27 protein-coding genes are annotated in these 26,842 nt (G+C 52.1%); 9 read left to right on the top strand and 18 right to left on the bottom strand.

Going from position 1 to position 26,842, the window contains the following annotated elements; translation table 11 throughout:
- Positions 1 to 121: 121 nt before the first annotated feature.
- Positions 122 to 1,333, top strand: coding sequence for a LysR family transcriptional regulator (locus SANT_RS21870; RefSeq protein WP_051440270.1), 1,212 nt, complete (start codon positions 122 to 124; stop codon positions 1,331 to 1,333).
- A 115-nt stretch (positions 1,334 to 1,448) separates the two neighbouring features.
- Positions 1,449 to 2,336, top strand: a complete 888-nt coding sequence (locus tag SANT_RS21865; RefSeq protein WP_025424356.1) for a LysR family transcriptional regulator — start codon at positions 1,449 to 1,451, stop codon at positions 2,334 to 2,336.
- Between the two features lie 81 nt (positions 2,337 to 2,417).
- Here the strand turns inward: SANT_RS21865 and SANT_RS21860 are convergent, their stop codons facing one another.
- From SANT_RS21860 to SANT_RS21825, 8 genes are all read right to left on the bottom strand, one after another.
- Positions 2,418 to 3,284 carry a fumarylacetoacetate hydrolase family protein gene (locus SANT_RS21860; RefSeq protein ID WP_025424355.1) on the bottom strand — a complete coding sequence of 289 codons (867 nt, stop codon included), beginning with the start codon at positions 3,282 to 3,284 and terminating at the stop codon, positions 2,418 to 2,420.
- Between the two features lie 350 nt (positions 3,285 to 3,634).
- Positions 3,635 to 4,981: a carbohydrate porin gene (locus tag SANT_RS21855; protein WP_025424354.1), complete on the bottom strand. Its 1,347-nt coding sequence runs from the start codon at positions 4,979 to 4,981 to the stop codon at positions 3,635 to 3,637.
- A gap of 30 nt (positions 4,982 to 5,011) precedes the next feature.
- A complete protein-coding gene (locus tag SANT_RS21850; RefSeq protein ID WP_040133571.1) occupies positions 5,012 to 6,289 on the bottom strand; it encodes a dicarboxylate/amino acid:cation symporter in 1,278 nt (425 codons plus the stop codon).
- A gap of 130 nt (positions 6,290 to 6,419) precedes the next feature.
- Positions 6,420 to 7,328: an amidohydrolase family protein gene (locus tag SANT_RS21845; RefSeq protein ID WP_025424352.1), complete on the bottom strand. Its 909-nt coding sequence runs from the start codon at positions 7,326 to 7,328 to the stop codon at positions 6,420 to 6,422.
- Positions 7,329 to 7,375: 47 nt separating this feature from the next.
- On the bottom strand, positions 7,376 to 9,025 hold the full coding sequence (gene pckA / locus SANT_RS21840) for a phosphoenolpyruvate carboxykinase (ATP) (RefSeq protein WP_025424351.1): 1,650 nt from the start codon (positions 9,023 to 9,025) through the stop codon (positions 7,376 to 7,378).
- Positions 9,026 to 9,757: 732 nt separating this feature from the next.
- A complete protein-coding gene (locus SANT_RS21835; RefSeq protein ID WP_025424350.1) occupies positions 9,758 to 10,237 on the bottom strand; it encodes a DUF1348 family protein in 480 nt (159 codons plus the stop codon).
- Between the two features lie 42 nt (positions 10,238 to 10,279).
- Positions 10,280 to 10,861 carry a TetR/AcrR family transcriptional regulator gene (locus SANT_RS21830; RefSeq protein ID WP_025424349.1) on the bottom strand — a complete coding sequence of 194 codons (582 nt, stop codon included), beginning with the start codon at positions 10,859 to 10,861 and terminating at the stop codon, positions 10,280 to 10,282.
- A gap of 464 nt (positions 10,862 to 11,325) precedes the next feature.
- Positions 11,326 to 12,234 (bottom strand): LysR family transcriptional regulator, encoded by a 909-nt coding sequence (locus SANT_RS21825; protein WP_025424348.1) that lies wholly within the window; start codon positions 12,232 to 12,234, stop codon positions 11,326 to 11,328.
- Positions 12,235 to 12,334: 100 nt separating this feature from the next.
- Between SANT_RS21825 and SANT_RS21820 the strand changes: the two genes are divergently transcribed.
- From SANT_RS21820 to SANT_RS21810, 3 genes are read left to right on the top strand one after another with little or no spacing between them, the layout of a single operon-like run.
- Positions 12,335 to 13,075 (top strand): SDR family oxidoreductase, encoded by a 741-nt coding sequence (locus SANT_RS21820; RefSeq protein ID WP_025424347.1) that lies wholly within the window; start codon positions 12,335 to 12,337, stop codon positions 13,073 to 13,075.
- Positions 13,072 to 13,962 carry an SDR family oxidoreductase gene (locus SANT_RS21815; protein WP_025424346.1) on the top strand — a complete coding sequence of 297 codons (891 nt, stop codon included), beginning with the start codon at positions 13,072 to 13,074 and terminating at the stop codon, positions 13,960 to 13,962. Before SANT_RS21820 ends, SANT_RS21815 begins: the two co-directional genes overlap by 4 nt.
- Positions 13,963 to 13,987: 25 nt before the next feature.
- Positions 13,988 to 14,200 (top strand): tautomerase family protein, encoded by a 213-nt coding sequence (locus SANT_RS21810; protein WP_025424345.1) that lies wholly within the window; start codon positions 13,988 to 13,990, stop codon positions 14,198 to 14,200.
- Positions 14,201 to 14,318: 118 nt separating this feature from the next.
- Here SANT_RS21810 and SANT_RS21805 read toward each other — a convergent pair whose 3' ends face one another.
- Positions 14,319 to 15,359 carry a zinc-dependent alcohol dehydrogenase family protein gene (locus tag SANT_RS21805; protein WP_025424344.1) on the bottom strand — a complete coding sequence of 347 codons (1,041 nt, stop codon included), beginning with the start codon at positions 15,357 to 15,359 and terminating at the stop codon, positions 14,319 to 14,321.
- Between the two features lie 92 nt (positions 15,360 to 15,451).
- Between SANT_RS21805 and SANT_RS21800 the strand changes: the two genes are divergently transcribed.
- The gene (locus tag SANT_RS21800) at positions 15,452 to 16,384 is read left to right on the top strand and encodes a LysR family transcriptional regulator (RefSeq protein WP_335328945.1); all 933 of its coding nucleotides are present in this window, start codon (positions 15,452 to 15,454) and stop codon (positions 16,382 to 16,384) included.
- Between the two features lie 179 nt (positions 16,385 to 16,563).
- Here SANT_RS21800 and SANT_RS21795 read toward each other — a convergent pair whose 3' ends face one another.
- The 9 genes from SANT_RS21795 to SANT_RS24555 all read right to left on the bottom strand — a co-directional run bounded on the left by SANT_RS21795 (position 16,564) and on the right by SANT_RS24555 (position 23,263).
- Positions 16,564 to 17,262, bottom strand: a complete 699-nt coding sequence (locus tag SANT_RS21795; protein ID WP_025424342.1) for an HAD family hydrolase — start codon at positions 17,260 to 17,262, stop codon at positions 16,564 to 16,566.
- 67 nt (positions 17,263 to 17,329) lie between these two features.
- A complete protein-coding gene (locus SANT_RS21790; RefSeq protein WP_025424341.1) occupies positions 17,330 to 18,241 on the bottom strand; it encodes a tagatose-bisphosphate aldolase in 912 nt (303 codons plus the stop codon).
- Positions 18,242 to 18,275: 34 nt separating this feature from the next.
- Entirely contained in the window at positions 18,276 to 18,815 is a 540-nt protein-coding gene (locus SANT_RS21785; protein ID WP_025424340.1) for an ATPase AAA, read from the bottom strand.
- Entirely contained in the window at positions 18,812 to 19,249 is a 438-nt protein-coding gene (locus tag SANT_RS21780) for a PTS sugar transporter subunit IIA (RefSeq protein ID WP_025424339.1), read from the bottom strand. The genes SANT_RS21785 and SANT_RS21780 overlap by 4 nt, the downstream gene beginning before the upstream one ends.
- Before the next feature lie 6 nt (positions 19,250 to 19,255).
- Positions 19,256 to 19,528 carry a hypothetical protein gene (locus SANT_RS21775; protein ID WP_025424338.1) on the bottom strand — a complete coding sequence of 91 codons (273 nt, stop codon included), beginning with the start codon at positions 19,526 to 19,528 and terminating at the stop codon, positions 19,256 to 19,258.
- A 65-nt stretch (positions 19,529 to 19,593) separates the two neighbouring features.
- On the bottom strand, positions 19,594 to 20,931 hold the full coding sequence (locus SANT_RS21770; RefSeq protein ID WP_025424337.1) for a PTS sugar transporter subunit IIC: 1,338 nt from the start codon (positions 20,929 to 20,931) through the stop codon (positions 19,594 to 19,596).
- 15 nt (positions 20,932 to 20,946) lie between these two features.
- On the bottom strand, positions 20,947 to 21,237 hold the full coding sequence (locus SANT_RS21765; RefSeq protein ID WP_025424336.1) for a PTS sugar transporter subunit IIB: 291 nt from the start codon (positions 21,235 to 21,237) through the stop codon (positions 20,947 to 20,949).
- 9 nt (positions 21,238 to 21,246) lie between these two features.
- The gene (locus SANT_RS21760; RefSeq protein WP_025424335.1) at positions 21,247 to 22,227 is read right to left on the bottom strand and encodes a 6-phosphofructokinase; all 981 of its coding nucleotides are present in this window, start codon (positions 22,225 to 22,227) and stop codon (positions 21,247 to 21,249) included.
- Positions 22,228 to 23,080: 853 nt separating this feature from the next.
- Positions 23,081 to 23,263: a hypothetical protein gene (locus tag SANT_RS24555; RefSeq protein ID WP_158500181.1), complete on the bottom strand. Its 183-nt coding sequence runs from the start codon at positions 23,261 to 23,263 to the stop codon at positions 23,081 to 23,083.
- 61 nt (positions 23,264 to 23,324) lie between these two features.
- Here SANT_RS24555 and SANT_RS21755 point away from each other — a divergent pair, with 61 nt between their 5' ends.
- Genes SANT_RS21755 through SANT_RS21745 form a run of 3 tightly spaced genes read left to right on the top strand, consistent with a single transcriptional unit; the run spans position 23,325 to position 26,837 of the window.
- Positions 23,325 to 24,716 carry an ABC transporter substrate-binding protein gene (locus SANT_RS21755; protein ID WP_158500180.1) on the top strand — a complete coding sequence of 464 codons (1,392 nt, stop codon included), beginning with the start codon at positions 23,325 to 23,327 and terminating at the stop codon, positions 24,714 to 24,716.
- A gap of 37 nt (positions 24,717 to 24,753) precedes the next feature.
- Entirely contained in the window at positions 24,754 to 25,548 is a 795-nt protein-coding gene (locus SANT_RS21750; RefSeq protein ID WP_025424333.1) for a class II aldolase/adducin family protein, read from the top strand.
- Positions 25,549 to 25,571: 23 nt separating this feature from the next.
- Positions 25,572 to 26,837, top strand: coding sequence for an acyl-CoA dehydrogenase family protein (locus SANT_RS21745; RefSeq protein ID WP_025424332.1), 1,266 nt, complete (start codon positions 25,572 to 25,574; stop codon positions 26,835 to 26,837).
- Positions 26,838 to 26,842 lie beyond the last annotated feature (5 nt).

Raw genomic sequence — 26,842 nt, 5'->3', positions numbered from 1 at the left:
AAAGGCGGGTAATTCATTAACTTGCATTGGGTATGATTTTTATTTATGTTGTTAATTTCTCGTCCCTTTACACCATAAGGTGGCCTCAATGCCGGAGCATGACATTAAATTCATCAATATCATGCAATTAAGGTGTTTTTGCCAGGTTGTCAGATGCGGAAGTCTATCCCGCGCAGCCAATGAGTTATTCCGTACTCAGTCCGCCATCACTCGCGCCATCCGCGACCTGGAAACGACGCTTGACGCTACCTTGTTCGAGCGCCACTACAGCGGCATGACGCTCACCGACTATGGCAAGTGCATTCTGCCGCGCGCTTTACGCGCCATTAACGAGCTTCAAACGATCCCCGCACTGTTAAGACGATCCAATGATCGTGCCGGAGGACAAAAAGAGCAGCCCGATCCAGGCTGGCTTTTCAATACCCGACGGCTACGGGTTTTTTTGCATCTTTATCATGTCAACCATAGCCAAATCGTGGCCGCGCATTTGGGGGTGTCGCAACCGGCCATTAGCGCCGCGCTGAAAATACTGGAGAAAGGGGCAGGAATAACGCTTTTCCGCCGTACCGCGGAAGGGGTAAGGCCGACGACGGCGGCGGATTTAATTTACCCCAATATCAGCCGGGCGCTTAATGAACTCGAACATATTTGGAGCGATTTGGCCGCCCGCCGCGGTATTTTAACGGGCAGCGTGCGCATTGGCGCCCTCCCCCTCAGCCGCGCTCAATTGCTGCCCCAGGCTATCGGCGCCTTTTTGGCGCAGCATCCTGGCATCACGATCATGACAAACGAAAGCCCGTACGAATCGCTGGTTTCAGATTTGCGCGCAGGCAATATTGATTTCATTATCGGTGCCCTACGACAGGATGTGGATCTCAAAGATTTGACTACCGAAGCGTTGTTTGAGGAAGACATGTTAATACTGGTGAGAAACCAGCATCCGTTACTTAGCCATGTTGTACCAGTGGCGCAATTGGGAAGCGCCGAATGGATACTTCCCCGCTCCAATACGCCTTCGCGTTATCTCTTGGACAAAGCCTTTCTGTCGATGGGCGTAGTGTTACCCAAACCGGTGGTTGAGACAGGGGATGCGGCGCTGGTGAGAGGGTTACTGCTGAGTTCAGACCGCCTTGCCGCGGTGTCGGCCAGTCAGATGAGCTTTGAAATTGAACAAGGAGTGCTAACCGTATTACCGGTGACACTTCCCGGCACTGGAAGGCGCATCGGCCTTTCCTTTCGTAAGGGGAATTTGCCTTCACCCGCCACCGAAGCATTGCTTCAATTTATTCACAATCACCTGCACGAGCAGGAAAATGTTCAGGCCATTGGATGAAGTTGATGACACAAATTTTGCACTCAACCACATTTATACCATCTGACTTTTACCCGCGGCCTGCCGATCATTACGATAGCAAATCGATGCCATTAACCTCATTTTGGGCCTGAAGATGGACATTAAGCAATTGGAGTACTTTATCTGTGTGGCTGAGTTGGGGAGTTTTACTCGTGCCTCGATTACCTTAGGCGTAGCGCAACCGGCCCTGAGTCGGCAAATACGCCAGCTTGAGGTCGAATTATGTCAAAGCTTACTGGTACGTAATGGCCGCGGCGTTTATTGTACCGAGGGGGGAACAATACTTCTGGAGCATGCGCGGGGTATCATGCATCAGCTCGCCCGCGCCCGTGGCGAATTAGAGAGGCTCCGGGGGATTCGCCACGAAAGCATTGCCGTTGGTTTACCGCCGACGCTTGCTCGATTTCTGACGCTTCCGCTGGTCACGGCTTTCCATTCACGTATGCCGGACGCCACTATCTCAGTCGCGGAAGGATTGAGTAATCAGATTCAGGAACTCCTGATAAAAGCCAGACTTGATATCGCGCTGCTTTATCACAGCCAGCCGTCACCGGATATTGAAGCGGTAATGTTTCACGAAGAGGAGCTTTTTTTAATAGAATGCACCGATGTGTCTTACCAACCGGTGGTCACTCTCGAAGAGCTCGCGGCGATCCCGCTAGTCATGCCCAGCCGTCAGCATGCTTTCAGAATTCTTCTAGAAGAGGCCATGAGCGCAAGCCATTTAATGCCACGCTATGCCGTCGATGTCGACGGCGTAAGTACCATTCTCGAACTGGTGACCCATGGCTTGGGGAGCGCCATTTTGCCGAAAAACGCTATCTCGAATTTCGCACAGGCCAATGAGCTGCAGCTAAGACGCATAGGGCCGGAAGGACTATTTGCGCGTCTCTCTCTTGCAACAAGCACCCGAAGGCCCCATACCATGTTACAAAAAGCCACGATTCAATTAATCAAGGAACTCATGACCACCCCCTCCTGATAGGGGCGCCTTCGCGGTATCCAGCCGGGTTGCGAGAATGCGGATAAACAGTTGACACGTGTTACTCCCTCACCGAAGGCGTTATTGGCTCGGCGCCAACGCGCTAGAAAGCGTCGCCACCTTATTGATCAACCGACCTATACCGCTAATTTCGACCTCAATTACATCCCCTTGCGTCATAAACAGCGGCGGTGAGCGTTTTTTACCTACACCGCCCGGCGAACCAGTAATAATGACATCCCCTGGCTCTAGAGGGCTGAAGCGGGAGATATATTCTATCAGCGTGGCAATAGAATGAACCATATTGCGAGTAGAATCATGCTGCACTCTTTGCCCATTGAGGAAGGTGCTTATCCACAATTCCTGCGGATCGGCAATTTCATCACAGGTCACCATCCACGGGCCGAATGCGCCAGTTTTACGCCAGTTTTTGCCGGACGTGAACCAGGTAAACTGCATGTCGCGAACTGAACCATCCATGAAACAGCTGTAGCCGGCAATATATTGCAGGGCATTCTCGCGACTAACATTATCGGTATGTTTGCCAATAATAACGGCTAACTCACCTTCATAATCAAATTCATTGCTGCTGTCGGGCTTACAGACATTTTCACCGTGCGCGGTAAGTGAATCCGGGAACCGTACGAACAGCGTCGGCGCGTCGATAGTTTGTCCGAATTCAATGCGCTTTTTCCTGTAATTCATACCAACACAAAAGATTTTTCCCGGATTATCAATTACCGGCAAATAGTGAATCTCGGCGGCAGCAAAGTCGGGCACTCCAAGATTAACCCCGGTTAAATCGGTGATGGCGTTTCCCGCCAGCGCTGATTTTATATCAGGAAAATAATGCGAATACCGTTTACCTAAGTCATAAATCCGTTCGCCCTCAATGGCGCCCCAGGTTTTCTTTCCCGTATTGGGATTGATAAAATTGAGTATTTTCATTGTCGTTTCTACCATGACGGATAGATATGCCGTCATCACCTTTTCAATAAAGTTGATTGTTCATTGTTCAGCCTACATCCAGGACATCTGTTATCACGCCGGGCGCTCGCTCCGCGGGCGCCCTTTGATCTATAGCGTCAAGAAAATATTTGTTCTATTCCCTTTGTGGTTGCGTTAACCCAGGCGCGGCAACAGTATTAAGCCTTATGCTGAGCCCTCGCCGCTGGACGTATCTCCCACCGCGATGTGAAAGGGTGGCTATCGGAACTGCTTTTATTTTGCATGAACTCTATTTAACCGGCTAAAGATTCCCCTACCCTGTATCGGTTGCGCATAATCTACGTTTGTGTTCAGAATGAAAGGGTGGTTTGCGCGCCTAATACCCAGGCATCTTTCACTTCGCGGACGCCGCCAGGATGAGCAAGCCACTGTATATTGGGACGAACGGTAAACCAGGGTGTGATCGCCGCGCTATAATGCAATTCCGCAGCGTATTCAGCGCCCCTCACGGGTTGATACGCGGGATCATCATAATCACTAATGCCTTTACTGCTGTTGACCAGTTCAGCGCGATGGGCTAGCCGGCTGTTGACGTGCATTTTACTGGCGCCCAGCCCAACAAAATCATTGGGCCGTGAAGCAAAAGGTCCTTTGAAAATAGCGCCCACTTGTGTTTGGTAATCCATGGTTGATGTGTCTTTATCGTTCGCAGCCAGATGCACAAATAGAGACAGACCTCGATTTTTATTATCCCCCACCATGGTTACTTGTTGTAACAAATAGAGATAGCCGCCATAGCGTCCATCATGCATGCGGGCGGATTTATGTGAGGTCACATAATCATTACCGTCATCGTCTTTGAGCACATCCGCCGCATCAACTGTATTGTACCATCCGCCGATCTTATAACTGCCTGGCAATTTATTGACGCCTAATTGGCTCAAATATCCCAGTTCGCCGACATACATATTTCCCGTCCGGCCGCTGAGGTTCATTTTGAAACTCCCCCTCCTGGTCAAATAGGAAGGATTGTGCAAGAATGCGCCAACCTGCGCATAGTAAGACTTATCTATATTAAGCCTGATGCGTGCGCCCCACTGACTCACCGGCGCATTATACCAAACTCCTGAACCGTGACCCGCGAGAGATCCGCACAGGGACAAATTTTGAAAAAAACAGCCGCTATTATCGAAATCTTCACCAATCGGCATACGTCCCAGTTTCACGTCTAGCTTATTGTCTAACCACTGTTGACGGTACCATAATTGACCAATATGCCAGGTCTGACCGCGGCCATAGTTGCTTTGCACGCCGGATCCAATCACGGGAACACGGGGATCCTGAATTCTGTCCGCCGTCAGATCGCGCCCGTTGCGATCATTAAGCGAAAAAACAAACTCAGCGTGAGGAATGCCCGCAATTTTCTCCAGATCAAGTTTGGTGCCGAAGGTGTATTGATCGCTGTAACGTAATGTTTTATTACGATCATAACCACCCGCCACATTAGAGGCAACCATTGACGAATAATCCAGAGAAAACACGTAACCTTGTTGCGCCAGGTCGCTACGAAGTCCCCCCCAGTCCCCGGTGAGATGTTTCCCTGTCGGTGAAAACCATTGATCCTCAGCAAAGGAGGGGGCAGCGATCACAGAGGCCAAAATCAACAGCGTACCGGATTGGCAAATAAATTTTTTCATGGTTATTACCTTAAAAATTTAATATTATTTTTAAGCTATTTCTTGCCCGGGATTTCTGATTTCATGGTCAAGTTTTTTGAAATCAAGTTCTTTTTCCCAAGCCGAGACGACAAGGCAAGCAACGCCATTACCGACCAGGTTAGTCATGGCTAAGCCTGTCCCAAGGAATCGATGCACGCCGAGAATAAGCACCATGCCCTGAACAGGGACAATAGGCACAATTAATAGCGTACTGGTCAACATAACGAATGCCGCGCCGGCAATGCCGCTTGCGCCTTTAGAGGTAAGCATGCCAACACCGATAATGATGAGTTGATCGGTTAAACTTAAGTCAATATTCATTGCCTGCGAAATAAAGACGACCGCCATCGTGAGGTAAAGATTTGTGCCGTCGAGATTGAAAGAGTAACCGGTAGGAATGATCAGGCCGACTGCCGATTTGGAACAGCCCAGTTTTTCCATTTTAGCCATGATCTGCGGCATGACGACTTCAGAGGAGCTGGTCCCCAGCACGATTAATAGTTCATCTTTGATGTAGTTGACGAATTTGAAGATACTGATATGGCAAAGATGGCACACGAAACCCAGCACGACGATAACAAAGAAGATGCACAGGACATAGAAACCGCCTACCAATTTCATCAATGGCCCCAGCGATCCGGCGCCATATTGCCCAACGGTAAAGGCAATCGCGCCAAAGGCCCCAATAGACGATAAACGGATAATCATATTGACAATTTTGAAGAAAACTTGCGAGAAACCGTCGATAACATTAAAGACCTGACGGCCCGCTTCGCCTAACGTGGTTAACGCCCAGCCAAATAAAACCGCTATCAAAAGAATACTGAGAATATTACCCTGGACGAATGCGCTGACGACGCTATCGGGAATGATATGCATTAGAAAGCTAACAAAGTCAAGGTGTTGGGCTTTTTCAATATAGCCTTGTACTAAAGAAGCATCCAGACTTTCTGGTCTGACGTTAAAGCCTTTACCGGGATTAAGGATATGCCCACCAATCAACCCGATCAGTAATGAAAAGGTGGAGATCACCTCAAAATAGATGAGCGCTTTACCCCCAACACGCCCCACCTTTTTCATATCACGCATCCCCGCGACACCGGTTACGATAGTGCAGAATACAATGACGCCAATCATCATTTTGATGAGCTTGATGAAACCTTCCCCCAATGGAGCCATTTTCACCGCTAATGATGGCCAAAAATGCCCTAATAAAATGCCCAGTACTACACCGATAAGAACCTCAAAATAAATGGTTTTATAAAAAGGTTTTTTTGTTTTGTTCATGATGACCTCAGTTGTAGGGTTGTCTATCAACCAAATACTTTCATTCTTGCTGTCAAGCCGGCGTTTATCTTTTTTATCGCCGATGACGTATCCTTACCAATAACGGATTTCCTCTGCTGGAAAAGCACACTCATTCTGGCCAATAAAGACGCATTGGATTATCAACCAGGAGTTTATGTTGCAGTTCTGCTGATGGCGCGATGAAGGGGATGTAGTTAACTAACAATCCGTCATCCGGCATATGTCCTTTCAAATTAGGATGAGGCCAGTCGGTACCCCACAATACCCGGTCGGGAAAGTGCGCCACTAAATATCGGGCAAAGGGGACGACGTCTTGATAGGGGCGCTGCTGCCCTTCTACCGCAGCCGGTCCCGTATGGGATAAACGTTCGGGACAACTCACTTTGCACCAGATATTCTCGTGTTCGCGCATCAGTGCGACAAAACGCTGGAATTCCACCCCTTCCACCGGCAATGACACATCCGGGCGTCCCATATGATCGACGACGACCTGGGTCGGTATCGAGGTAAAAAAGTCCCATAATTCGGCCAAATCAGCCGCTTCAAAATACACCACGATGTGCCATCCCAAGGGCGCGATACGATGCGCGATTTCAAGCAATTCATCTTTCGGTGTAAAATCCACCAGGCGTTTGACAAAATTAAAGCGAACCCCGCGCACCCCGGCTTGATGTAACGCAAGAAGTTCTTCATCGCGAATAGTGCGTTTCACCGTTGCTACACCCCGGGCCGTGCCGTCCGCCGCCCGCAGGGCATCAATTAACGCGCTATTGTCATCGCCGTGGCAGGTGGCTTGGACAATCACGTTGCGACGAAAACCCAGCTTGTCACGCAGTGCAAAAAGCTGCTCTTTTGGCGCATCACAAGGCGTATATTTCCGTTGCGGAGCATAGGGAAATGTTTCCCCCGGGCCAAAAACATGGCAATGCGCGTCCACTGCGCCTTCCGGCACAACAAAACGCGGCGTTGATGGCGCGGGATGAAAATCTAACCAACCCGGGGTCTTAGTGAACTTCATTGCGATCTCCTTTTGTTCATTCTAAATGTGCAGCACAAACGCCAACTTTATTTGCCTGCTTTACCGTTGCGCGATTCCGTTAACATTGGCCCGGCCGCCTGCAAGGCTTTGCCCGTTGGCGTATCGGTGAACTGTTCAAAATTCTGGATAAATTTTCCTGCCAGCGCTAACGCTTTTACTCGCCACTCTTCCTCACTGTTCCAGGCGTTACGCGGGTCGAGCTTCTCGCTGGCAACGCCGGCAATATTTTGCGGCATAGCCAGATTAAAAATGGGCAGGGTAATGAACGACGTATTTTTTAACTCATCAGTTAAAATGGCACGAATGATTTTGCGCGTGTCGGATAATGAAATACGCTGATGCCTGCCGTTCCACCCCGTGTTCACCAACCAGGCCTCAGCTTTCGCTTCTCGAACTCGTTCAAGCAATATGTCGGCATACTGCGTGGGATGCAGCGAAAGGAAGGCCGCACCGAAACAGGAGGAAAATACGGGCCGGGGCTCAGTCACGCCGCGCTCGGTACCGGCTAGTTTGGCGGTAAAGCCTGAAAGAAAATGGTATTGCATTTGCTGCTCTGTTAAACAACACGCGGCGGGAAGAACGCCGAAGGCGTCAGCCGTGAGAAAGATGATTTTTTTGGCGTGGCCGGCTTGAGAAGAGGGACGGACAATATTTCGGATATGGTGAAGAGGATAAGAAACGCGCGTGTTTTCGGTTTTAGACGTATCCTCAAAATCAATATTTCCCTTTTCGCCAATGACGACATTTTCCAAAAGAGCATCACGACGGATAGCCTGATAAATCTCGGGCTCATTGTCCGCGCTGAGCTTAATCACCTTCGCGTAACAGCCACCTTCATAGTTAAACACGCCGCTTTCGTCCCAGCCATGTTCATCATCACCGATTAAAAAGCGCTCAGGATCGGTTGAGAGCGTGGTTTTCCCGGTGCCGGAAAGACCGAAGAACAGCGCGACGTCACCTGCCTGTCCGACATTGGCTGAGCAATGCATGGAAGCAATACCTTGACGGGGCATTAGGTAATTCATTACCGTAAACAGCCCTTTTTTCATTTCACCGCCGTACCAGGTACCGCCAATCAGCTGGATATTTTCACTCAGATTGAACGCAATAAAATTTTCGGAGTTTAGACCTTGTTCCTTCCATGCGGGATTGGTACATTTGGCGCCGTTCAGCACCAAAAATTCGGGTTGGAATTGATCAAGCTCTTCCGCTGTGGGGCGAATGAACATATTCGTGACGAAATGCGCCTGCCAAGCGACTTCCGTGACAAAGCGGACCGCAAGCCGGGAATTTTTACTGGCGCCACACCAGGCATCCACGACGTATAATGTCTTACCCGAAAGCTGATGGGTGACACATTGCTTCAAATATCGCCAAACTTCGCTAGTGATGGGGTTATTATCATTTTTATTTGTTTCACCCTCATGCCACCACAGCGTATTTTTGGTGTTATCATCCTTGACAAAATATTTATCAGCCGGCGAGCGCCCGGTAAAAATACCTGTATCTACAGCGACGGCCCCCAGATGAGTTAATGTAGCGCGTTCAAGCCCGACCAGTTCGGGCGCGGTTTCATGTTGGTATAATGCGTCATGACTCGGGTTATAATGGATATGTATGGGGTTATCTATACCTGCGCCGCGCAAATACCGGACTAAGTGTTCCTGAACATCCATCACCTCACCCCCCTTTTTTTAAAAACAAAAAATGTTCGGACGACCGCGTTGATCATTAGCAATAAGGCGTAGGTGTGTTAGAGCGCGCGCCGATATTTTCCGCATTGTTCCCTGCCAGAAATTTTTTAATGACGCTTTTCTTTAAAAAATTATCGATTGTTAACATCGCTTTATCGTTTAATTTTCAACGCATCTCATCATCAACGTGGTGCCAGTATGGCGATAAAAGCGGGGGTACGCTACTGGCATGCAAATCTATCAGATATGCCAATACGGTATTTCGTGACGAAGTACAAACATTAGCGGCAGGAAGAGGGGATAAGGCAAAAGGGGCGAGATAAACAGGGTTTGAACATTACAACAAATATGATAATTAATTAACATTGACTATCAAACATGACATCATTTAACCGCACATCAATGTCATCATTGGTCAAAGTATGTTTCTGACTCTGTGGCAATAGTTTGCTCTTCGCCGCCGGTCAACGGACCATCGTGCCGCAGAATGAAAATAGGCCGCTGCGTTCGTGGAGCGCTGACGCCAGCGGGCGCCTGGATTGCTGAAGCTATCGCTCCGCTACGACGCTTCCGCCCTTCCCCTCACTATGCCGGCCTAACGCGCCGTGACGCCCCGACGGCGCCAGGGTGCATCATCGGCAAAGCAGCATTGCCCGCGCGGATAAGGCGCGCCCCGCCGGCGACAAAAAAAAGTCGCAGGAAAATGGCCGCCGCTCAAAGCCCCAGTTCGGTCAAGCCGGGATGGTCATCAGGGCGGCGCCCCAGCGGCCAATGGTATTTACGCTCATGCTCTTTGATAGGGAGGTCGTTGATACAGGCAAACCGCCGGGTCATTAAACCGTCTGCGCCAAATTCCCAATTTTCATTACCGTATGAGCGGAACCAGTTTCCCGAGTCGTCATGCCATTCGTAAGCGTAACGTACGGCAATACGGGAATCGGTGAAGGCCCACAGTTCCTTGATAAGCCGATAATCCAACTCTTTTTTCCATTTGCGGTCAAGAAACGCCCGGGCCTGTTCCCGGTTGTTGATGAACTCGGCGCGGTTGCGCCACTGAGTGTCATCGCTGTAGGCAAGGGACACCTTTTCCGGATCGCGGCTGTTCCAGCCATCTTCCGCCAACCGAACTTTCTGCACCGCAGAGGCATGCGTAAACGGCGGTAGCGGTGGGCGTATTAACGTATCGTGCGACATATGAGACCTCAGTGAGATGATGAAGGATGGAATAACGCAATTTCAGTCTGCCGGCGGCGGGCATGCTTGTGCTAGCAGCGTACGGGCCGTGTCCTTGGCGATATTCGCCGCATCAAGCGCGCCCATTACCCGGGCAAGCGTTATCGCGCCCTCGATCAGGAGCAACAGTTGTCGGGCCAGCCGCGCCGGCTGCGGGCATGGGGTCTGCTCGCAGAGATGGTGGATATACGCGAGTAATTTCTGCTTATGCCGCTTGCTGATCACGCGGAGCGGCGCGTCGGCATCCCCTATTTCCCCCGCGGTATTGATAAAGACGCAACCGCGAAAGTCGACCGACTGGAACCAGAGGGATAACGCATCAAACATCGCCAAGAGGCGCAATTGAGGCGTATTCGCGGTTTCCGTTGCGGCACGAAACCAGGCTAACCAGCGTGCGTCTCTCGCGGTCAGCGCTGCGGCAGCTACGTCATCCTTGGTGGGAAAATAGCGGTAAATGCTTTTTCTGGCGACACCCGAGGTTTTCACCAATAGATCCATGCTGGTAGCCTGAATGCCCAATTGCGCAATAAGCTGTTCAGCCGTGTTGAGGATTTTTTCACGTGTGTCGGACGTTGTCTTTTTCATATTGCCGAATGTAGAACGATCATTCTACCTTGTCAATGGCAGGATGACACAGCCTCAGCCGCAGGCGTTACTTCCAGCCGGCGCAGCGCCTAAATGGCTTTGCACCGCCGCTACCTGCCTGTTGACGGCGACTTAACGCCAGTCTGGTGCCAGGGCCGCTACACGTCACGCCAACAAGATGCCCGAGGCGCTGTCGTAGAGTGCAGCTTTCGGTCACTTTGCTTGACTTTAAATCAATAACGCTTCATGTCACCGTAGCCGCAAGGCAACCCATCGCGCGCGGTCAGATGTCACCATGGCGACACGGCATAACCCGATCACTTGCCAGGACCGTCGGCAACGCGGCGATCGCTATCGACTGCGGCAATCCCCCGCTTTAACGCCGCCGTCCTCTTCTACTGGTGCGAGCCCAGCGGCGGCAACGATCCATCAGGCTAGGTGCGTTTGCCGCGCGCGTCAGCCGGTTACTGACGGGATAAAGCGACCTGCGCCGAGAAACCAATCTCTTGTAGCCAGTCCAAGAACACCGATAGCCGGCGCGACATCTGGTTTTTATGGGGATACACCACATTGAGCGGCATCGGTTGCGGTAACTTATCGGCGAAGACTTCAATCAGCTCGCCGTGCGCTAATTCTTTTTCAAAACGGTAACGCGGTGCCTGAATTAAACCAAAACCCATACGGGCGAGGTCGGCCACGGTATCGGAGTTGTCCGCCGTGACTAAAGCGGGGATCGTTCTGATTTCACGTTTTCCCTTGTGCATAAATTCCAGCGGCATTATTTGCCCGGTGCGTGACGAAACAAAACCCACCATATAATGCCCTTTCAGGTCATCAATGCTGGCCGGCAAACCATATTTCTGGAAGTAGGCCGGGCTGGCGCAGGTAACTTCCTGCAATGCGCCAAGCCTGCGGTAAAACAGGCCGCTGTCGTTGAGTTCGCCGGCACGAATCGCACAATCAATGCCGTCCCGTACCAAATCGACCAGGCGATCGGTTTGGCCGAATTGGAGTGTCAGGCCGGGGTACTTCATCATAAAGGCGGGTAAATGCGGAACGATAAAGGTCCTGGTCAATAAGCCGGGGGCTTCGATGCGTAAATGGCCTTTCGGGTCGTGTTCTTTGAAGGCGCCGCAGGCTTCGTCAAGCTCCGCTAAAATTGTCCGTATGCGCTGATAAAACGCCTTTCCCTCGGGCGTCGTTGTCACATGTCGCGTTGTTCGAGTTAGTAGTCTGACCGACAGCTCTTTTTCCAGCCGCTGGATAGTCGACGTCGCGGTGGACCGTCCGATTCCCATTTCCTGCGCCGCCTTGACGAAACTATGACTCTCAACGATGCGGACAAAAAGCTGCATGCGTGTGATGCGATCCATTTTGATTGTTCTCTACAGGAGAATAATGATGTCAGATGACACTGTATTGTTTTCAGAAAGCGTTTGTATAGTATTTTCATCACCACTTATGGAGGGCACTATGAAAACCAATCACTCAAAAGTCGCTATCGTCACCGGCGCTTCGCGCGGCATCGGCGCGCAGTTGGCAAAATCATTGGCAGAGGACGGTGTACGCGTGGTGGTGAATTATGCCCAGCATGCCGCAAAAGCCGATGAGGTTGTCGATCGTATTAACTCCGCGGGGGGACACGCGATTGCCCTGCAGGCGGATCTCTCCGAGCGCGGCGGCGCGGTGGCGCTGTTCGACGGCGCGGAACAGGCATTTGGCCCTGTCGATATTCTTATTAATAACGCGGGTATCATGCATCTCTCTCCCGTCGCCGACACCGCTGACGACGCCTTTGAACAGATGTTGAACCTTAACCTTAGCGGTTCATTCCGTACCATGCGCGAGGCGACCAAACGTTTAACAGAGGGAGGGAGAATTATCAATTTTTCCTCAAGCGTCGTGGGCCTGTATCAACCGGCCTATGGCAGTTATGCCGCCACCAAAGCCGGTATCGAAGCGATGACGAAAGTTCTGGCCAAAGAGCTGGGGCCGAAACGCATTACCGTCAACGCAATCGCGCCGGGGCCGGTGGCCACCGCGCTTTTTATGGCCGGGAAAAGTGAGGAGCTCATCGCAAGAATCAAAGGGATGAACCCTTTTGGCCGACTCGGGGAGCCTGAGGATATTGCCCCGATCGTGCGCTTCCTAGCCAGCGACGAGAGTGGTTGGATCAACGGTCAAATTATTCGCGCCAACGGGGGAGTCATCTGATGGCCCGGATACTCATTACCGGCGCTTCCAGCGGCTTCGGGGCAATGACGGCAGAAGCCCTTGCCAGAGCGGGGCATCAGATCTTTGCCACGATGCGCGATCCCAAGGCCAATGACGGTGCGGCGGCGCGAAAAGTCACCGAGCTTGCCGCAGCAGGTTGTGCTATAGAGGCCATCCAGCTTGATGTTACGGACGAGGCGTCGGTGATGGCAGCGGTTGAACACGCTCTCACCGCTTCCGGCGGCATTGATGTCGTTATCCATAACGCCGGCCATATGGCTTTTGGCCCCGCCGAAGCCTTCACCGCGGAGCAATTCGCCGCGATTTACGATGTCAATGTGCTGGGTACCCAGCGATTAAATCGCGCCATCCTCCCCTCAATGCGGCGCAGGGGGAATGGACTGCTTATCTGGGTAGGTTCAAGCTCCAGCCGCGGCGGCACGCCCCCTTTCCTCGCCCCCTATTTTGCGGCGAAAGCGGCCATGGATGCGCTGGCACAAAGCTATGCACTAGAGATTGCCCGCTTCGGCATCGAAACGACCATCATTGTGCCTGGCGCGTTTACCGGCGGGACAAATCACTTTGCCCATGCCGGCCAACCCGCAGACGTCGAGCGCGCGCAAGCATGGTGGCAAGGCCCCTATCACGCGACCGACAGCCTGGTGCTGGAAGGATTGGCGCGCCTGGAGCCGCAGAATGCCGATCCGCAAGAGGTAGCCCGCGAAATTGCCCGCGTCGTCGCGCTTCCCAAAGGGCAACGCCCCTTCAGAAGCCATATCGATCCCTCCCGCGATGGCGCTGAAATTGTCAATGCCATGGCTGACCGGGTACGCGAGCAATTATTGGAACGAATCGGGCTCGCCGATTTACTGAAGCCCGCCTGTTAACCCAGCTTAATAAGAGGAAACGACTATGCCATTCGTGAATATCAAAACCCCCGAAGCCGCACTGAGCTCGACGCAAAAGGCTGAAATTGGGCACCGGATAACGGATCTTCTGGTGGAATATTTTAGTGAAGCGGCCAGGGCGCATACCATGGTACTGATCGAAGAAGTTAAAGACGGTGGCTATTATCGCGCCGATCAAACATTCAGTATTCCCGCAGCCTATCGCGCCAAAGACTAAAGCGGCAATGGCGGACGGACGGGCCGCTCCCCGCCCGTTCCTCCTTGTTTCGACGCGCTGATGGCGATGCGACACCTACGGCCGGATTACCGGTCTGTACGGTTCAACCGCGCGGCGGTCAGGTTGAAACCACCTCCTCACCGACGCTGATGACAATTTTGCCAAAGGGGCCTTTCGCTAAATGGTCCAACGCAGCCGGCAACGCCTCTAGCGGGTAGACAGTATCGATCACCGGCGCCACTCCGTTGGCGTCGAACGCCGCGCACATCTCCTCTAACGCACGACGATGGCCGGTGCCGATGCCGTGAATAGTCAAATCTTTAAATAATAGCGGTTCGAGGGGCGATGAGACCGCAAATCCCTCCAGCGCGCCAATGAGATAGATTTTGCCGCCAACGGCCGCCATGGCCGCCGCTTGCCCCAAATGCTCCCCTCCTGCGATCTCCAGCACATGGTCAACGCCCTTGTCCGCCGTCAGCCGCAGTACGGTTTCAACCACGTCCTGGGTAGTGCGATCGATGACCGTATCAGCGCCCAATTGTTTTACCGCCTGCACTTTGCCCGTACGGGTGACCACGATGACCCTCGCTCCGCGCAGTTGCGCTATTCGCAGGCCAAACATCGCCACGCCCCCCGTGCCTTCGAGCAATACCGTCTCACCGGGTTGCAGATGCCCGCGTTCAACGAGTGCGAACCAGGCGGTAAGCGCGGCACAAGGTAAGGTGCTGGCGGCGTGATGACTGAGCGAGGCGGGTTTAGGGAGTAACCACGCCGGGTTCATGACGACATATTGCGCCAGTACGCCGGGATAAAAGCCGCCCAGCGTCCGATATGCCAGCTCGCGGGCATTGCCGGGCCGCAAACCGTCATGCCAATCGGGGGTAAATAGCGAGATAACGTCATCGCCCGCAGCTAAGTGAGTCACGTTGATCCCGGACTTCACAATACAGCCAGAGAGATCGGAGCCTGGCGTAAAGGGAAACGCCAGCGGGAGGCCCCGTCCGCTTTCAATGACCATTTTGTCGCGATGATTAAGGGCAACCGCCATCACTTTTACCAGGACTTCGTCCGGGCCTGGCTCGGGTATCGGGACAGCGGCGTTTAGCGACAGCGCCGCGCGCCCGATATCATTCATTTCCCAGCGTTTCATGGTATGCATCGGTTTTAAATTCCTCACTGTCCTATCAAAGAACGCATTCTGCACCCGCCGGTAATGAAGAAAAATACATTACAATCTGCATGAACTAATGAATGAGTAGCAATAATATGAATAAAACCGATTATGCTGAGTTAATGGCCTTTTTGGCGGTGGCCGAAGAGAATAACTTCCGTCGTGCGGCGCAGCGGCTGGGCCTTTCGCCCTCGGCGGTGAGCCACAGCATTCGCGCGCTCGAAAGCCGGCTGCGCGTCAGATTATTTAACCGTACCACGCGCAGCGTGTCGCCGACCGAAGCGGGCCGGGTATTCATGGCGCAATTGATTCCGGCGGTCGCGGCGTTAGAGAGTGCGGTGCTGAATGTGGGGGAAACGCAGCTTACCCCGCGCGGTAGCCTTCGGATTAATATGCCTCGGTTGGCCGGTCGCCGGGTCATGCTGCCCGCGCTCGAACGATTTATGAATCGCTTCGTGGATATACGCCTGGAGTTGGTCATCGACGACAATCTGGACGATGTGGTCGCAGCGGGCTTCGACGCCGGAATTCGCGCCGGCGACCGGGTGCCAAAGGATATGATTGCCGTCAGACTGACGCCGGATTTGGCTATGATCATCGTGGCCTCCCCCCGCTGTTTCGCCGACCGTCCACCGCCGCTCTCTGTGGATGAGCTGGCACAGCACCGCTGCATCAATTACCGGTGGGACGGCAGCGGCGCGCAATATCGCTGGTTGCTCAGCGGCGAGGGGAAGACGGTTGAGGTCACCCTTGCCCCCGCGCTAACGGTTAACGATATAGACATACTGCTGACCGCGGCCGAGGAAGGCGCGGGGCTGGCGCTGCTGGAGGAACAAAGCGTGGCGGCGGCTCTCAAGGCGGGCAGACTGGTGCGCGTTCTGCCCGAGTGGCGCAAGCCGGTATCCGGTTTCCATCTATACTATCCGCGCAATGCCTTTATGACGCCGGCGATGCGGGCCTTTGTCGATTTTATGCGGCAAGAGGCGCGCGCTGACTCTTGCTGCGGGCAATGATAACGCGACCATCGGCGGGAGGCGGGACAAGTGAAACACTATCGGGTCGCCGAAATAGCCCTAGGCTAGGCACACGCCTGTCACGCGGCTTACGTTTTTGCTTTTTGCTTAAAAAGACGCCGCACAGGCGCCGCCGGCGACAAACGCAAAAACCGCTACCCTGCCCAGGGTAACAGCGTTCAGGAAATCGCTTTGCCCGCGCCCAAACGATAGCGTTCGATTTCCTCCGTTAATAACGACATGGCGTTTATCACCACATCAGCGCCCGCAGAGGTGAGCCGCGCCTGATGATGGGGGGTGGTATGCGCTCCGCCGGTAAACCCTATGACATACATGCCCGCTTTTTTCGCCGCCGTGACGCCGTGGACAGAATCTTCCACGACCAGAGTATTTTCAGGTAAGACATTCAGTACGTTCGCAGCATGGAGAAAAATATCCGGCTGCGGTTTGGCCCGCCCCGGTCCTAAGTCCACCGCTGAAAAGATGTGCGGAGAAAACAGCGATTTCAAACCCACTCGCGACAGCATGAATTCCAACTGCTCTGAGCTGGAATTGGAGCAGACGCACTTGGGGGTTAAAATGGTGCTAATCACCTCATAAGTGCCGGCAATTCGGGTTAACTTCTCGGAAAAAGTCGCCATCAGTAAAGGGTAAAACCGCTGGCTGATACTGGCTGGGATATCGACGCCTTTTTCAATTTGCACCTTGGTGAGCAAATCATCCCAGGCCAGCCCGCTAAATTCACGGGTAAATTCATCAAACCCGATGTCCACCCCATACTCCTGTAGCAAGGCGATCGTCAGCTGTATGCCGATGATCTCAGAGTCAACCAGCACCCCGTCGCAATCAAATATAATCAGATCCACTCTGTTGTTCATTGGCTCCCCCGGAAAATATTACTGGCCGTACAGAATAAATCCGCCGGCCAGTAATTCAAAGCCCGCGTTATGCGCTTACGGCTTGTTTTTTATATTTCACCAGCAGCTTTTGAATGTCCCGCAGCCGCGACACCGCAATGGAGGAGAGCTTTTCTTTAGACACATTGCGGTCCAGGGAGATGCAATCTTTCCACAGTGAACGGCCTGCGATGACCCCCGAGGCGCCGTTGCGCAACGAAATATCGACCTGTTGCAAGAAGGTGGGGTGATCTACCCCGGCCGACAGCACCGCCCAGGGGATATCCCCGCAGATTTCCGTCACCTTGGCGCAGGCCGCTTCCGTACCCGGATACGGGATTTTGAGCACTTTGGAACCACAGTCGATACAGGCCTGACAGCCATCTTGGATAAGCTGCGGAATTTTATTTTGATAGTCCTCTTTACTCTCATTTTCCAGCGGGTAAGTAAGAAATTCAACCACCAGAAATACATCCTCGCGGGCAAAATCAGCAATAACACTACGCAAGGTCGCCAGGTTTTCGGTATTAGCCTCCGGTGTGTCCATGCGCAGGTAAATCATGATTTTGCCGCCGGTCGCACCCAGTTCTCGCACCTTACGGGCATTGATGCCGTCAACCATTTTCGAGATGCGATAGCCTTGCGGCGAAGTATCCCAGCCGGAGGCGTCGAGCCCGACCAGCAGGCCGGTATCCCGCGGCACAACGCCCTCATCCACGATGCCGGGTACGGCGCAAATGGGATCGACCAACACGCATCCCGCTTCCGCAGCCAGATAACGGGTAATATCGTATTTGGTTTTCCCCAAGGTTTCATTGCTTATTTTGGCCTGCTCTTCCGGGCTGGCGGCGAGCAGCGTTCTCATGCCGCCACGCTGATCGCAGGCCACCACCATCATTGAACCTGTTGTATCGCAGATCATTTGATATCCACGACGCTCTGCGGTTGTCATCTTATTCATTGATTTATTCCTCATACAAAAAAAAGAGATTGGGTTAACTGTGATGCAGACGGTTTTTGATCCACATAATCAGGTCGTCGTTCTCTGCGCCTCGGTCATGGTCAAGGGTATAAACATCACCGACGCCCATGGGCTGAGCCTTTTCCGCCAAAGCGATTAATTCCGGGATATATTCCTCACCGGGATGACCTTTAACCCGGCAGCTGCAACGTTGTTTGTACCTTTGCGCCACCAGCGTGGATGAAACTTTATTCCATATTTCAAAAACGGCTTGGCAATGGCTAATGGCGAGATAATCTTGCAATACCGATTTTTCCCTGAAGCCAAACCAGGCATCCATCACAAATACCGTATTATCGGGTGCGCTCTTGACGATATTGAACATTGCCTCATAGGCCGCATAACCCAGCTTACGATTGAGAGGCCTGTCGATAATGTCTGAGAACTGAACCATAAAGGGTTCTTTGATCTCGTCTATACTTAAGACTGGGAAATTGAAATAATCTGCAATCGTTCGAGCAACGGCGCTTTTCCCAGATGCCGGCACCCCGTTCACTAAAATAAGTTTTTTCATAGCAACTCGAGAATCTCATCAATGGTTGTGGCCCGCCTGATTTGAGACAACGTATCCTCTTGTTCCAGCAGACCCACAATTGATGCGATACCGTCAGTGATATGGGAGTCTTTATCGACGCCGCCAAACATGACGATAATGTCCACCGGTTCGCTACCGTTTATTGACATCGGTGCCGCTAGGGTCACCATGCTAAAACAATTGTTTATCACGCCGCATTCGGGTCTCGCATGGGGAATAGCGATGCCTTCATCAAAAACATAGTAAGCACCATATTCCATCGTATTGCTTATTACGGCTTTTGGATATTCAGCCGTGACAAACCCTCCCTCAATAAGCGGTTTGGCGGCTTGCTCGATGATTTCTTGCCATGAGCTCACCTCCATCCGAACCTGAATATACTGACTCTGTGAAAGGAACGCTTTTATGCTCATATCACCTCATATATTTCTACGAATGGTATTTCTTAGCTCATCCATCTTTACGAAGATACCGTCAACGCGAGAACGGTAATGTTTATCGCCTGAATACACCTTGACAGCCTGGTTATATTTCACCATTAGCTGCTTCTGGATAGCATTATCAGCCGGGTTCTGTTGCAATCCGATTTCAAGCTGGATAATTTCAGCTTCAATATTTTCTGCCGCCTCGCTATTTTGCAGCTCTTCCTTAGGACGTTCAGAATTTAACAGTTGTTTTAACTTAGCAAACATAATGCCTCCTCACATCTGTTGAGAATGTGATGACTACCTTTAAACTCAGTGAGCCGCGATGGCGCTTATTTACTCAGCTTTCTATTAGCAAACCAGACAACGACGACGACAAAAACAATAAAACCAATCACGAATGGCCAGTCGCTTTGGAATGCATGACCCAAGACCAAACCGGTACTGATAACATCTGAATCACTGAAGGTGACGCCTTTGAAGCCAAACGTTTCGAGTAAAGGCACCAAAATGGCAGGCAATAAGGTGATAAATAACCCATGTATTACCCCGCCGATTATCGCCCCTCTTCTTCCTCCCATCGCGTTACCGAAAACCCCAGCAGCGCCGCCGGCAAAGAAGTTGGTCAATAAACCCGGCAAAATCATGGCAAGTCCGAACATCGGGAAGACGATCATTCCGATAATCGAGCCGACGGTAGTAGCCAAGAAGCCTACAATGACCGCATTAGGGGCATAGGGAAATAAGACCGGGCAATCCAGTGCCGGTTTGGCATTGGGGACCAGCCGCATCGCAATGCCGCGGAACGCCGGCACCAGTTCATTCAAGAGTAAGCGCACCCCGCTGTAGAGTACAAACACGCCCGCGACAAACTGCATCGATTGCATGAAGGCATACATCAGGTAATTGGTTTCGCCTGAAAATTGCCCGATGAATTCCGGTCCGGCGAATATGGCCGGGATGATATACATCGGCACCATGATCACCGCCATGGATAGATAGGTGTCTTGCAGAAACTTAAAGTTATCGGGTAGTTCCAAATCCTCTGTGGATCGCGAGTTTTTCCCTATGGCACGGGCTACGGCGGCCTGCACCAGGTAGCCGATAGTACAGAAATGCCCTAACGCCACATCATCAGAATCAGTGATTTTCCGTACAATCGGCTGGGCTATAGCCGGCATCAATACCGCCATGAAACCGCCAAAAATGCCGCCGGTGAGTATCAATGTGGCGCCCGTTAGCCCCGCCTTATAACCGATGACGGTGCCAATGGTCGCCATCCATAGCAGCGCCTGTCCCGTGAGAAAGATATATTTGAAAGGCGTAAGCCGGGCGATAATGATGTTTACGGCAAATATCACCAATAGCGTGAGCGCCACCTCGGAACCGAGCTCGCGGTTTGCCACGCCGGCTATCGCCGCGACATCCGTTATGTAGCCCTGCATACCAAAACCGCTGGTAAAGATGTCATTGAGAAAGGTTAAGGCAGCCACAATGATATTGATGCCTGCCATCATTATCAGAAATCCCAGCAGGGTTTTAAACGTGCCTTCAACGGTCTTACCAAGAGATTTTTTTTGCAGTATCAGGCCAAGCATAGCGATAAGCGCTATCAATATAGCCGCCTGCCCCAAAAAATCTTTAACGATAAAATGAATAATTGCGTCCACTTACCACCTCTTTTGTCAGTTCGCATTCATGTAGGCGAGGATTTTTTCTTCGATTTCTTTTTTGTCGGTGAGCTTATTCAAAATGATGACTTTTTTCTTATCCTCCTCGCTGGCGTCCGAGGTCAAAATATCGGCAAACATTTTCTGCGTGAGAATAATGTCATATTTATAAGAAGACGCCTCTGACACCGTTGTATGATCTATCGAGGCATCGATGCAGAGTTTTTGGAGTACGGCTTTGGCGCTCATTTCAATAGCAAAGCTGGAGCCCAGGCCGCAGCCACATACGCAGAGTACTTTAAGCATATTATTACCTCAGATAAGGTTATTTACTTTAGCCAGTTTGTAAAGATTACTATCTTCATCCACTAAACGTTTGCCAGAATCTTCAAGGTCAATCGGTATGGCTTTATTATTGTTATTGATCACAATGATCTTATTTGTGAGTCCGCTATTGATACATCTTACGACTTCTTCAGCCAGAATCGCGCCTTGTATAATTTCCTCACCCGTTGGTGTTCCATTTCTCAAACCGTATCCCAGTATCGTTTTCCGGATTCGGATACCTATTTTATGCTCGATTTTGCCGATCATCGTATCGATAGCACCCTGGAAACCGGGGGTATACTCTTTGGTGTACCCCTCAGAGCATAAAATGATTACGCTGTTTTGAACTTCAATTTTTTGCTTTATCTTTTCGGCCAACACATCAATAGGCCAGGGCGCTTCTGGTATAAGCGCGATGTCGGCATTACTTTTCAGCGCGGCTTGTAATGTGAGTTCACCGCAATAGCCGCCCAATAGTTCAATCATAAAGATTCGGCCGGGCAATCCTCTGCCGGTGTTGCGCAATTTCCCCACTTCACCGATAACTTGCTCGCAGGCGGTAGAAAAACCAATAGTATAGCTGTTACCGGTAATATCATTATCGATGGTCATCCCCACGCCATAACAATTTACGCCATAACCGCTGAGCGCTTTGAGGAATTGAAAGGAGCCATCCCCGCCGGCCATTATCAGGCAATCAAGCTTTTTATGACGGATGTTCTTGACGATTTTCTCATAGTCAGATTTTTTACATTTGTCTTCTTTTCGGCCTGAAGAAATTAACGGTACCGACGAGATAGAGTAATCCACCAGATCGCGGCGCGGGATGTCCTTGAACTTATTTTCAATCAGGCCGTTAATGCCGCCGTCAAAGATCACTATTTCAGACTCCATCATCCTGTTAACCTGAAACAGAAAGTTGTTCATCCCGCTGACATCACCACCACTTATCACTAATCCTATTTTCATGGTTGGCCTCAGGTTAGTCTGTACCGCTCTAATGTAAGAATGATGGTAATGATACGTTAATTAATTTTTTTGAAGTTGATCACATTTATGTAACGTATTTAGCGGATTGAAAGTATTGACACCGTTTTTTTAGGCTAAATATTGTGATATGCATCACTATTTAAAGAGGCCAAACAACGCCATGATTTTGTAATATGCTGTTTTATATATTATTAATTCCTTCCGCTGACTTTTGTCCCTGACGCGAGGATCAGCGCATCGGCCGATGTTTGATTTGTGATAGTTTTCACATTTATTCGGGTGTTTATCGGCCTCCCTATACCCTTGGACATTTTTTTGAGGGCATTACCCCTTAGATAAAGACGCGCAGATAGCCGGTGCGATGAGATAAACAAACTGCCGTAGACCTAACCGGCCAGCAAAGCGCCGGAGCAATAGCGCTGCTAACAGTGGACATGGATGGGTAAGCCAACGATGCATTTTCTGTCTAGGGTGAAAAGGATGAACCTCTTAACGCATTGCCAACGCTGGCGGTCAGCGCCGAATAGCTTCCTTTGCCACAGGTGAGCCTTCTTCATCACCGCGGCCCCGCCATCGCCGCGTAACTTGCCCCGTCTTGCGCGAGAGCAGCAGGTCATATCACTATCGCCGATAGCACTCCCCGCACTGGCCGCGCAAAAAAGGATAACAGCGCAGCGATTCCTGCCTTACATAGCGAGATCATCAACGTCGCGGGAGCGGCCAGAGTTTAGCAAAAATCACACTATGCTATCCCAAACATATTACTTAAGGATTACCTTTTATTAACGCTACTATCTGGTTACTCCATTAATTCATTATCAATAAATATGATTTACTCATCTACGGCCTGCCAAAGGAGCAAGTTCACTATGTTGCGGTTCTTTTTGCGCATTCTCACTTTTTCTTTTTTTCTAGGGCAACCGATCTTTTCAGCCAATGCAGATGACAATGCGACCCAGCCCGTTAAAGGCGGGACGTTAATTGTCGCCATTGATCCTGAACCCAGTTCACTCACTGCCACCTTTAATAATCAATACTCAAACCGGACTATCTCGGCGAACCTATTTGATGGGCTGTTGACTTACGATAATAATTATCAGCCTCAGCCCAATTTGGCTCAATCATGGACGGTGTCGCCAGACGGGAAAAGTATCACTTTTAGGCTGCGCCATGATGTTAAATGGCATGACGGTCAACCCTTTACCTCGACCGATGTACGCTACTCCGCCCTGGAAGTCTGGAAGAAGGTGCACTCCCGCGGTCGTTCCACCTTTGCCACGCTTATAGATGTGGAAACCCCGGATCCCTGGACGGCCATTTTCCGCTTAAGTGCGCCCTCGCAGGTCATTCTAAATGCTTTTGATGGCGCGGAATCACAGGTTCTGCCGGCGCATATTTTTGCGGGTAAAGACATTCGCACCAATCCGGCGGGCGCTCAGCCTATTGGCACGGGCCCATTCAAATTCAAAAAATGGGAACGGGGACAATACGTAGAACTCGAACGTAATCCTGATTATTGGGATAAAGGTAAACCCTATCTGGACAGAATTATTTATCGTTTTATTCCCGATGCGTCAGCCCGCAGCGCCGCGCTGGAATCCGGCGATGTGTCCTATGTCCCGTTTGCCGGGGTGCCGTTCGCCGATATCGCGCGTTTAAAACAAAATCCGGCATTGGTTTTTGATTCGCGCGGCTATTCCTATGCCGCACAAACCTACTTTCTCGCTTTTAATCTGCGTAATCCTTTTCTGGCGCAGCAAAAAGTGCGTCAGGCATTCGCGCACGCCATTGATCGCCAGCGTTTGATTAACACCGTCTGGTATGGGCAGAGTAAACCGGAATACAGCGTCATACCCTCATCGTTAACCCGTTACGTTACCGATGATATCCCCCATTACGACTACAACCTCGATAAAGCGAATCAACTGCTGGATGAGGCCGGGTTTCCGCGTAAGGCGGACGGTTCCAGGATCACGCTGCGTCTCTACACCGACCCGGCCTCAAGCCAGGCGTTATTGGTGGGGGAATTTCTGCGTCAATCATTTAGCAAAATCGGTGTGACGCTTAAGTATACGCCGCTGGATAATGCCACCTTCACCCGCCGCATCTATACCGATTATGACTTTGATGTGGTATTCCAGGGCTGGGGGATCATGCTGGATCCGCAGATGGGTCTGACCCGCGTCTATGACTCTAAAGCACAGACGCCGGGGGTGCCTTATGCCAATGCCTTTGCCTACAGTAATCCGGCGATGGACGCCATTATCCACCGCTATGAACGCGAAGTGGATCCGCAAAAGCGCGTTGAGGATTTCCATGCGTTTCAACGTCTCGCGATGACCGACCTGCCGTTGATCCCGGTCATGCAGGCACCGTTCTTCACCGCGTGGAATCGTCAATTGCACGGGGTGGATCTTTCGCCCGCCGGGGCGCATAGCGGTTTCCGTAACGCCTGGCTCGCCCGCTGATCCGTCGGCGATGACGACTTACCTTCAGGAGACTGTGATGACCGAGTTAACTCTTAATCCCGTATCACGACATGAGGTTAGCGCGGCGGAATGGGAGGCGCGTATCGACCTTGCCGCTTCGCATCATTTTGCCGATCGCAATGGGTTCAGCCAGGGGATCTACAACCATCTGACGCTGGCGGTCCCCGATGAACCGGCCTTTTTGCTGCTGCCTTTCGGGTTGCATTGGTCGGAAGCGACCGCCGGCGTTTTTCTCAAAGTGGGCTACGACGGTCGGCTGCTGGCAGGCGGCGGCCAGATCCAGCGCTCGGCCTATTGTATTCATGCGCCGATACATGCTTTCGCCACACAGCATGCGGCGGTCTTTCACACCCATATGCCCTACGCCAGCGCCATCGCCCGTCTGGCAGACCAGCGGCTTCTGATAACGGGTCAGGCCGAAGCGCTTCTTAGCGATGACATCGCTTACGACAATGATTATCAGGCCCTAGCGCGCGAGCCTGCGGAAGGCGAGCGCCTGGCCGAGTTGTTACAATTAAAATCCATCCTCTTTATGGCAAACCATGGCGTGGTGGTTACCGGCGCGACGGCGGCGGAAGCCTGGGACCGCCTGTACGCCCTCGAATATGCCTGCCAGGTCCAGCTTTATGCGCGTTGGACGGGAGAGCCGCTGCGTGAATTGACCCCGGCATTGCGTGAGAAAGTCCGCCATCAGATAACCCGGACGCCGCTGCATGATGGCCGCACCGGCGCGTATCAGCCGGGTCATGTTCTTCATTTCAACGCGCTGAAACGATTGCTGGACCGAGATGGCGTGGTTTACCGGGATTAACTGGCGATAGGTAGGAGATAAACATGACCCAACACATTTATCCGGATGAGCAAGCCCATGCCACTGGCCATTTTGCTTTTCCGGTAGTTAACCGGGACACCCCAGCATCGACGCTGATCCAGGCAGCGGAGCAATTAACGCCCGCGCTGGCCGCCGAGGCGTCCTTGCGCGATAGACAACGCCTCCTGCCCCATGACGCGCTCGAATGGGTGCGTAAGGCCGGCATTACGGCGGCGCGGGTGCCGCGGGAATGGGACGGGCCCGAGCTGGGGTATCAGGAGCTGGCGCATATCATGATCGCGCTAGCCAAAGGGGATCCTAATGTCGCCCAAGTGCTCATTCCTCACTTTACCTCGGTTGAGCGCCTGCGTCTGAACGGTCATTCAGCGCAGCATACGCGTTATTTTGCCGGACTGCGCCACGGCGATGTCATCAGCGGCGCGACCGGCGAACGCGGCGGCAAGTTTGTTACCGACATGACGACCCAACTGGTCAGTACATCCGACGGGTTGCGGCTGCGGGGGAAAAAATTCTACAGCACCGGCGGGTTGATGGCCGATTTGCTGCGCGTGACGGCCAAAAACGACCGCGGCGAAACGGTCTCCGCCCTTATCCCGCGCGATCGCGAAGGGGTGGTGCAACATGACGACTGGGACGGCATGGGACAGCGCCTGACGGCGAGCGGCAGCACCGACTTTAATAATGTGCAGGTACTGCCTGGCGAGGTCATGTTCTATAGCAGCGCGGAGAACAAACGTCGCAATTATCAGCCTGCGGCGACGCAGATGCTGCACTCCACCATTGAAGTCGGTATCGCCTTTGCCGTGCTGGATGAGGCCGTGGAGTGGGCCCACCGCGGCGCGCGTCCCCGGCCGGAATCCGGCGTCGAGCGCTCGGTGGACGATTGGTATGTGCAGCATATCATCGGCAACATTGCCGCCCACGCCCATGCGGCTCAGGCCACGCTGCTGCGCGCCGCCGCGTTGGTGGACGAAGCCGTGTCGGGATGGTACGGCGATCTTGACGAGAAAACACGGGAAAACCGGCTGATAGCGGCCTCCATCGCGACCGCCGAGGCGAAAATTATTTGTAATGGCGCGGCGCTGCGCGCGGCGGAACGGATTTATGACGTAGGGGGCTCTTCCGCGACGCTAAAAGCGAACAATTTTGATCGCCACTGGCGTAACGCACGAACGCATACCACCCACGATCCTATCCATCATCGCTATCGCGTCGTCGGGCGTTACTATCTGGACCAGACCCCCCCGCCCATTACCATGTACGATTAATCAGG

It is taken from the genome of Sodalis praecaptivus (genome assembly GCF_000517425.1).
GTDB classification, from domain to species: domain Bacteria; phylum Pseudomonadota; class Gammaproteobacteria; order Enterobacterales; family Enterobacteriaceae; genus Sodalis_A; species Sodalis_A praecaptivus.
Note: the sequence above shows the minus strand (reverse complement) of the source record. Positions and strands in the feature narration are given on the sequence as shown.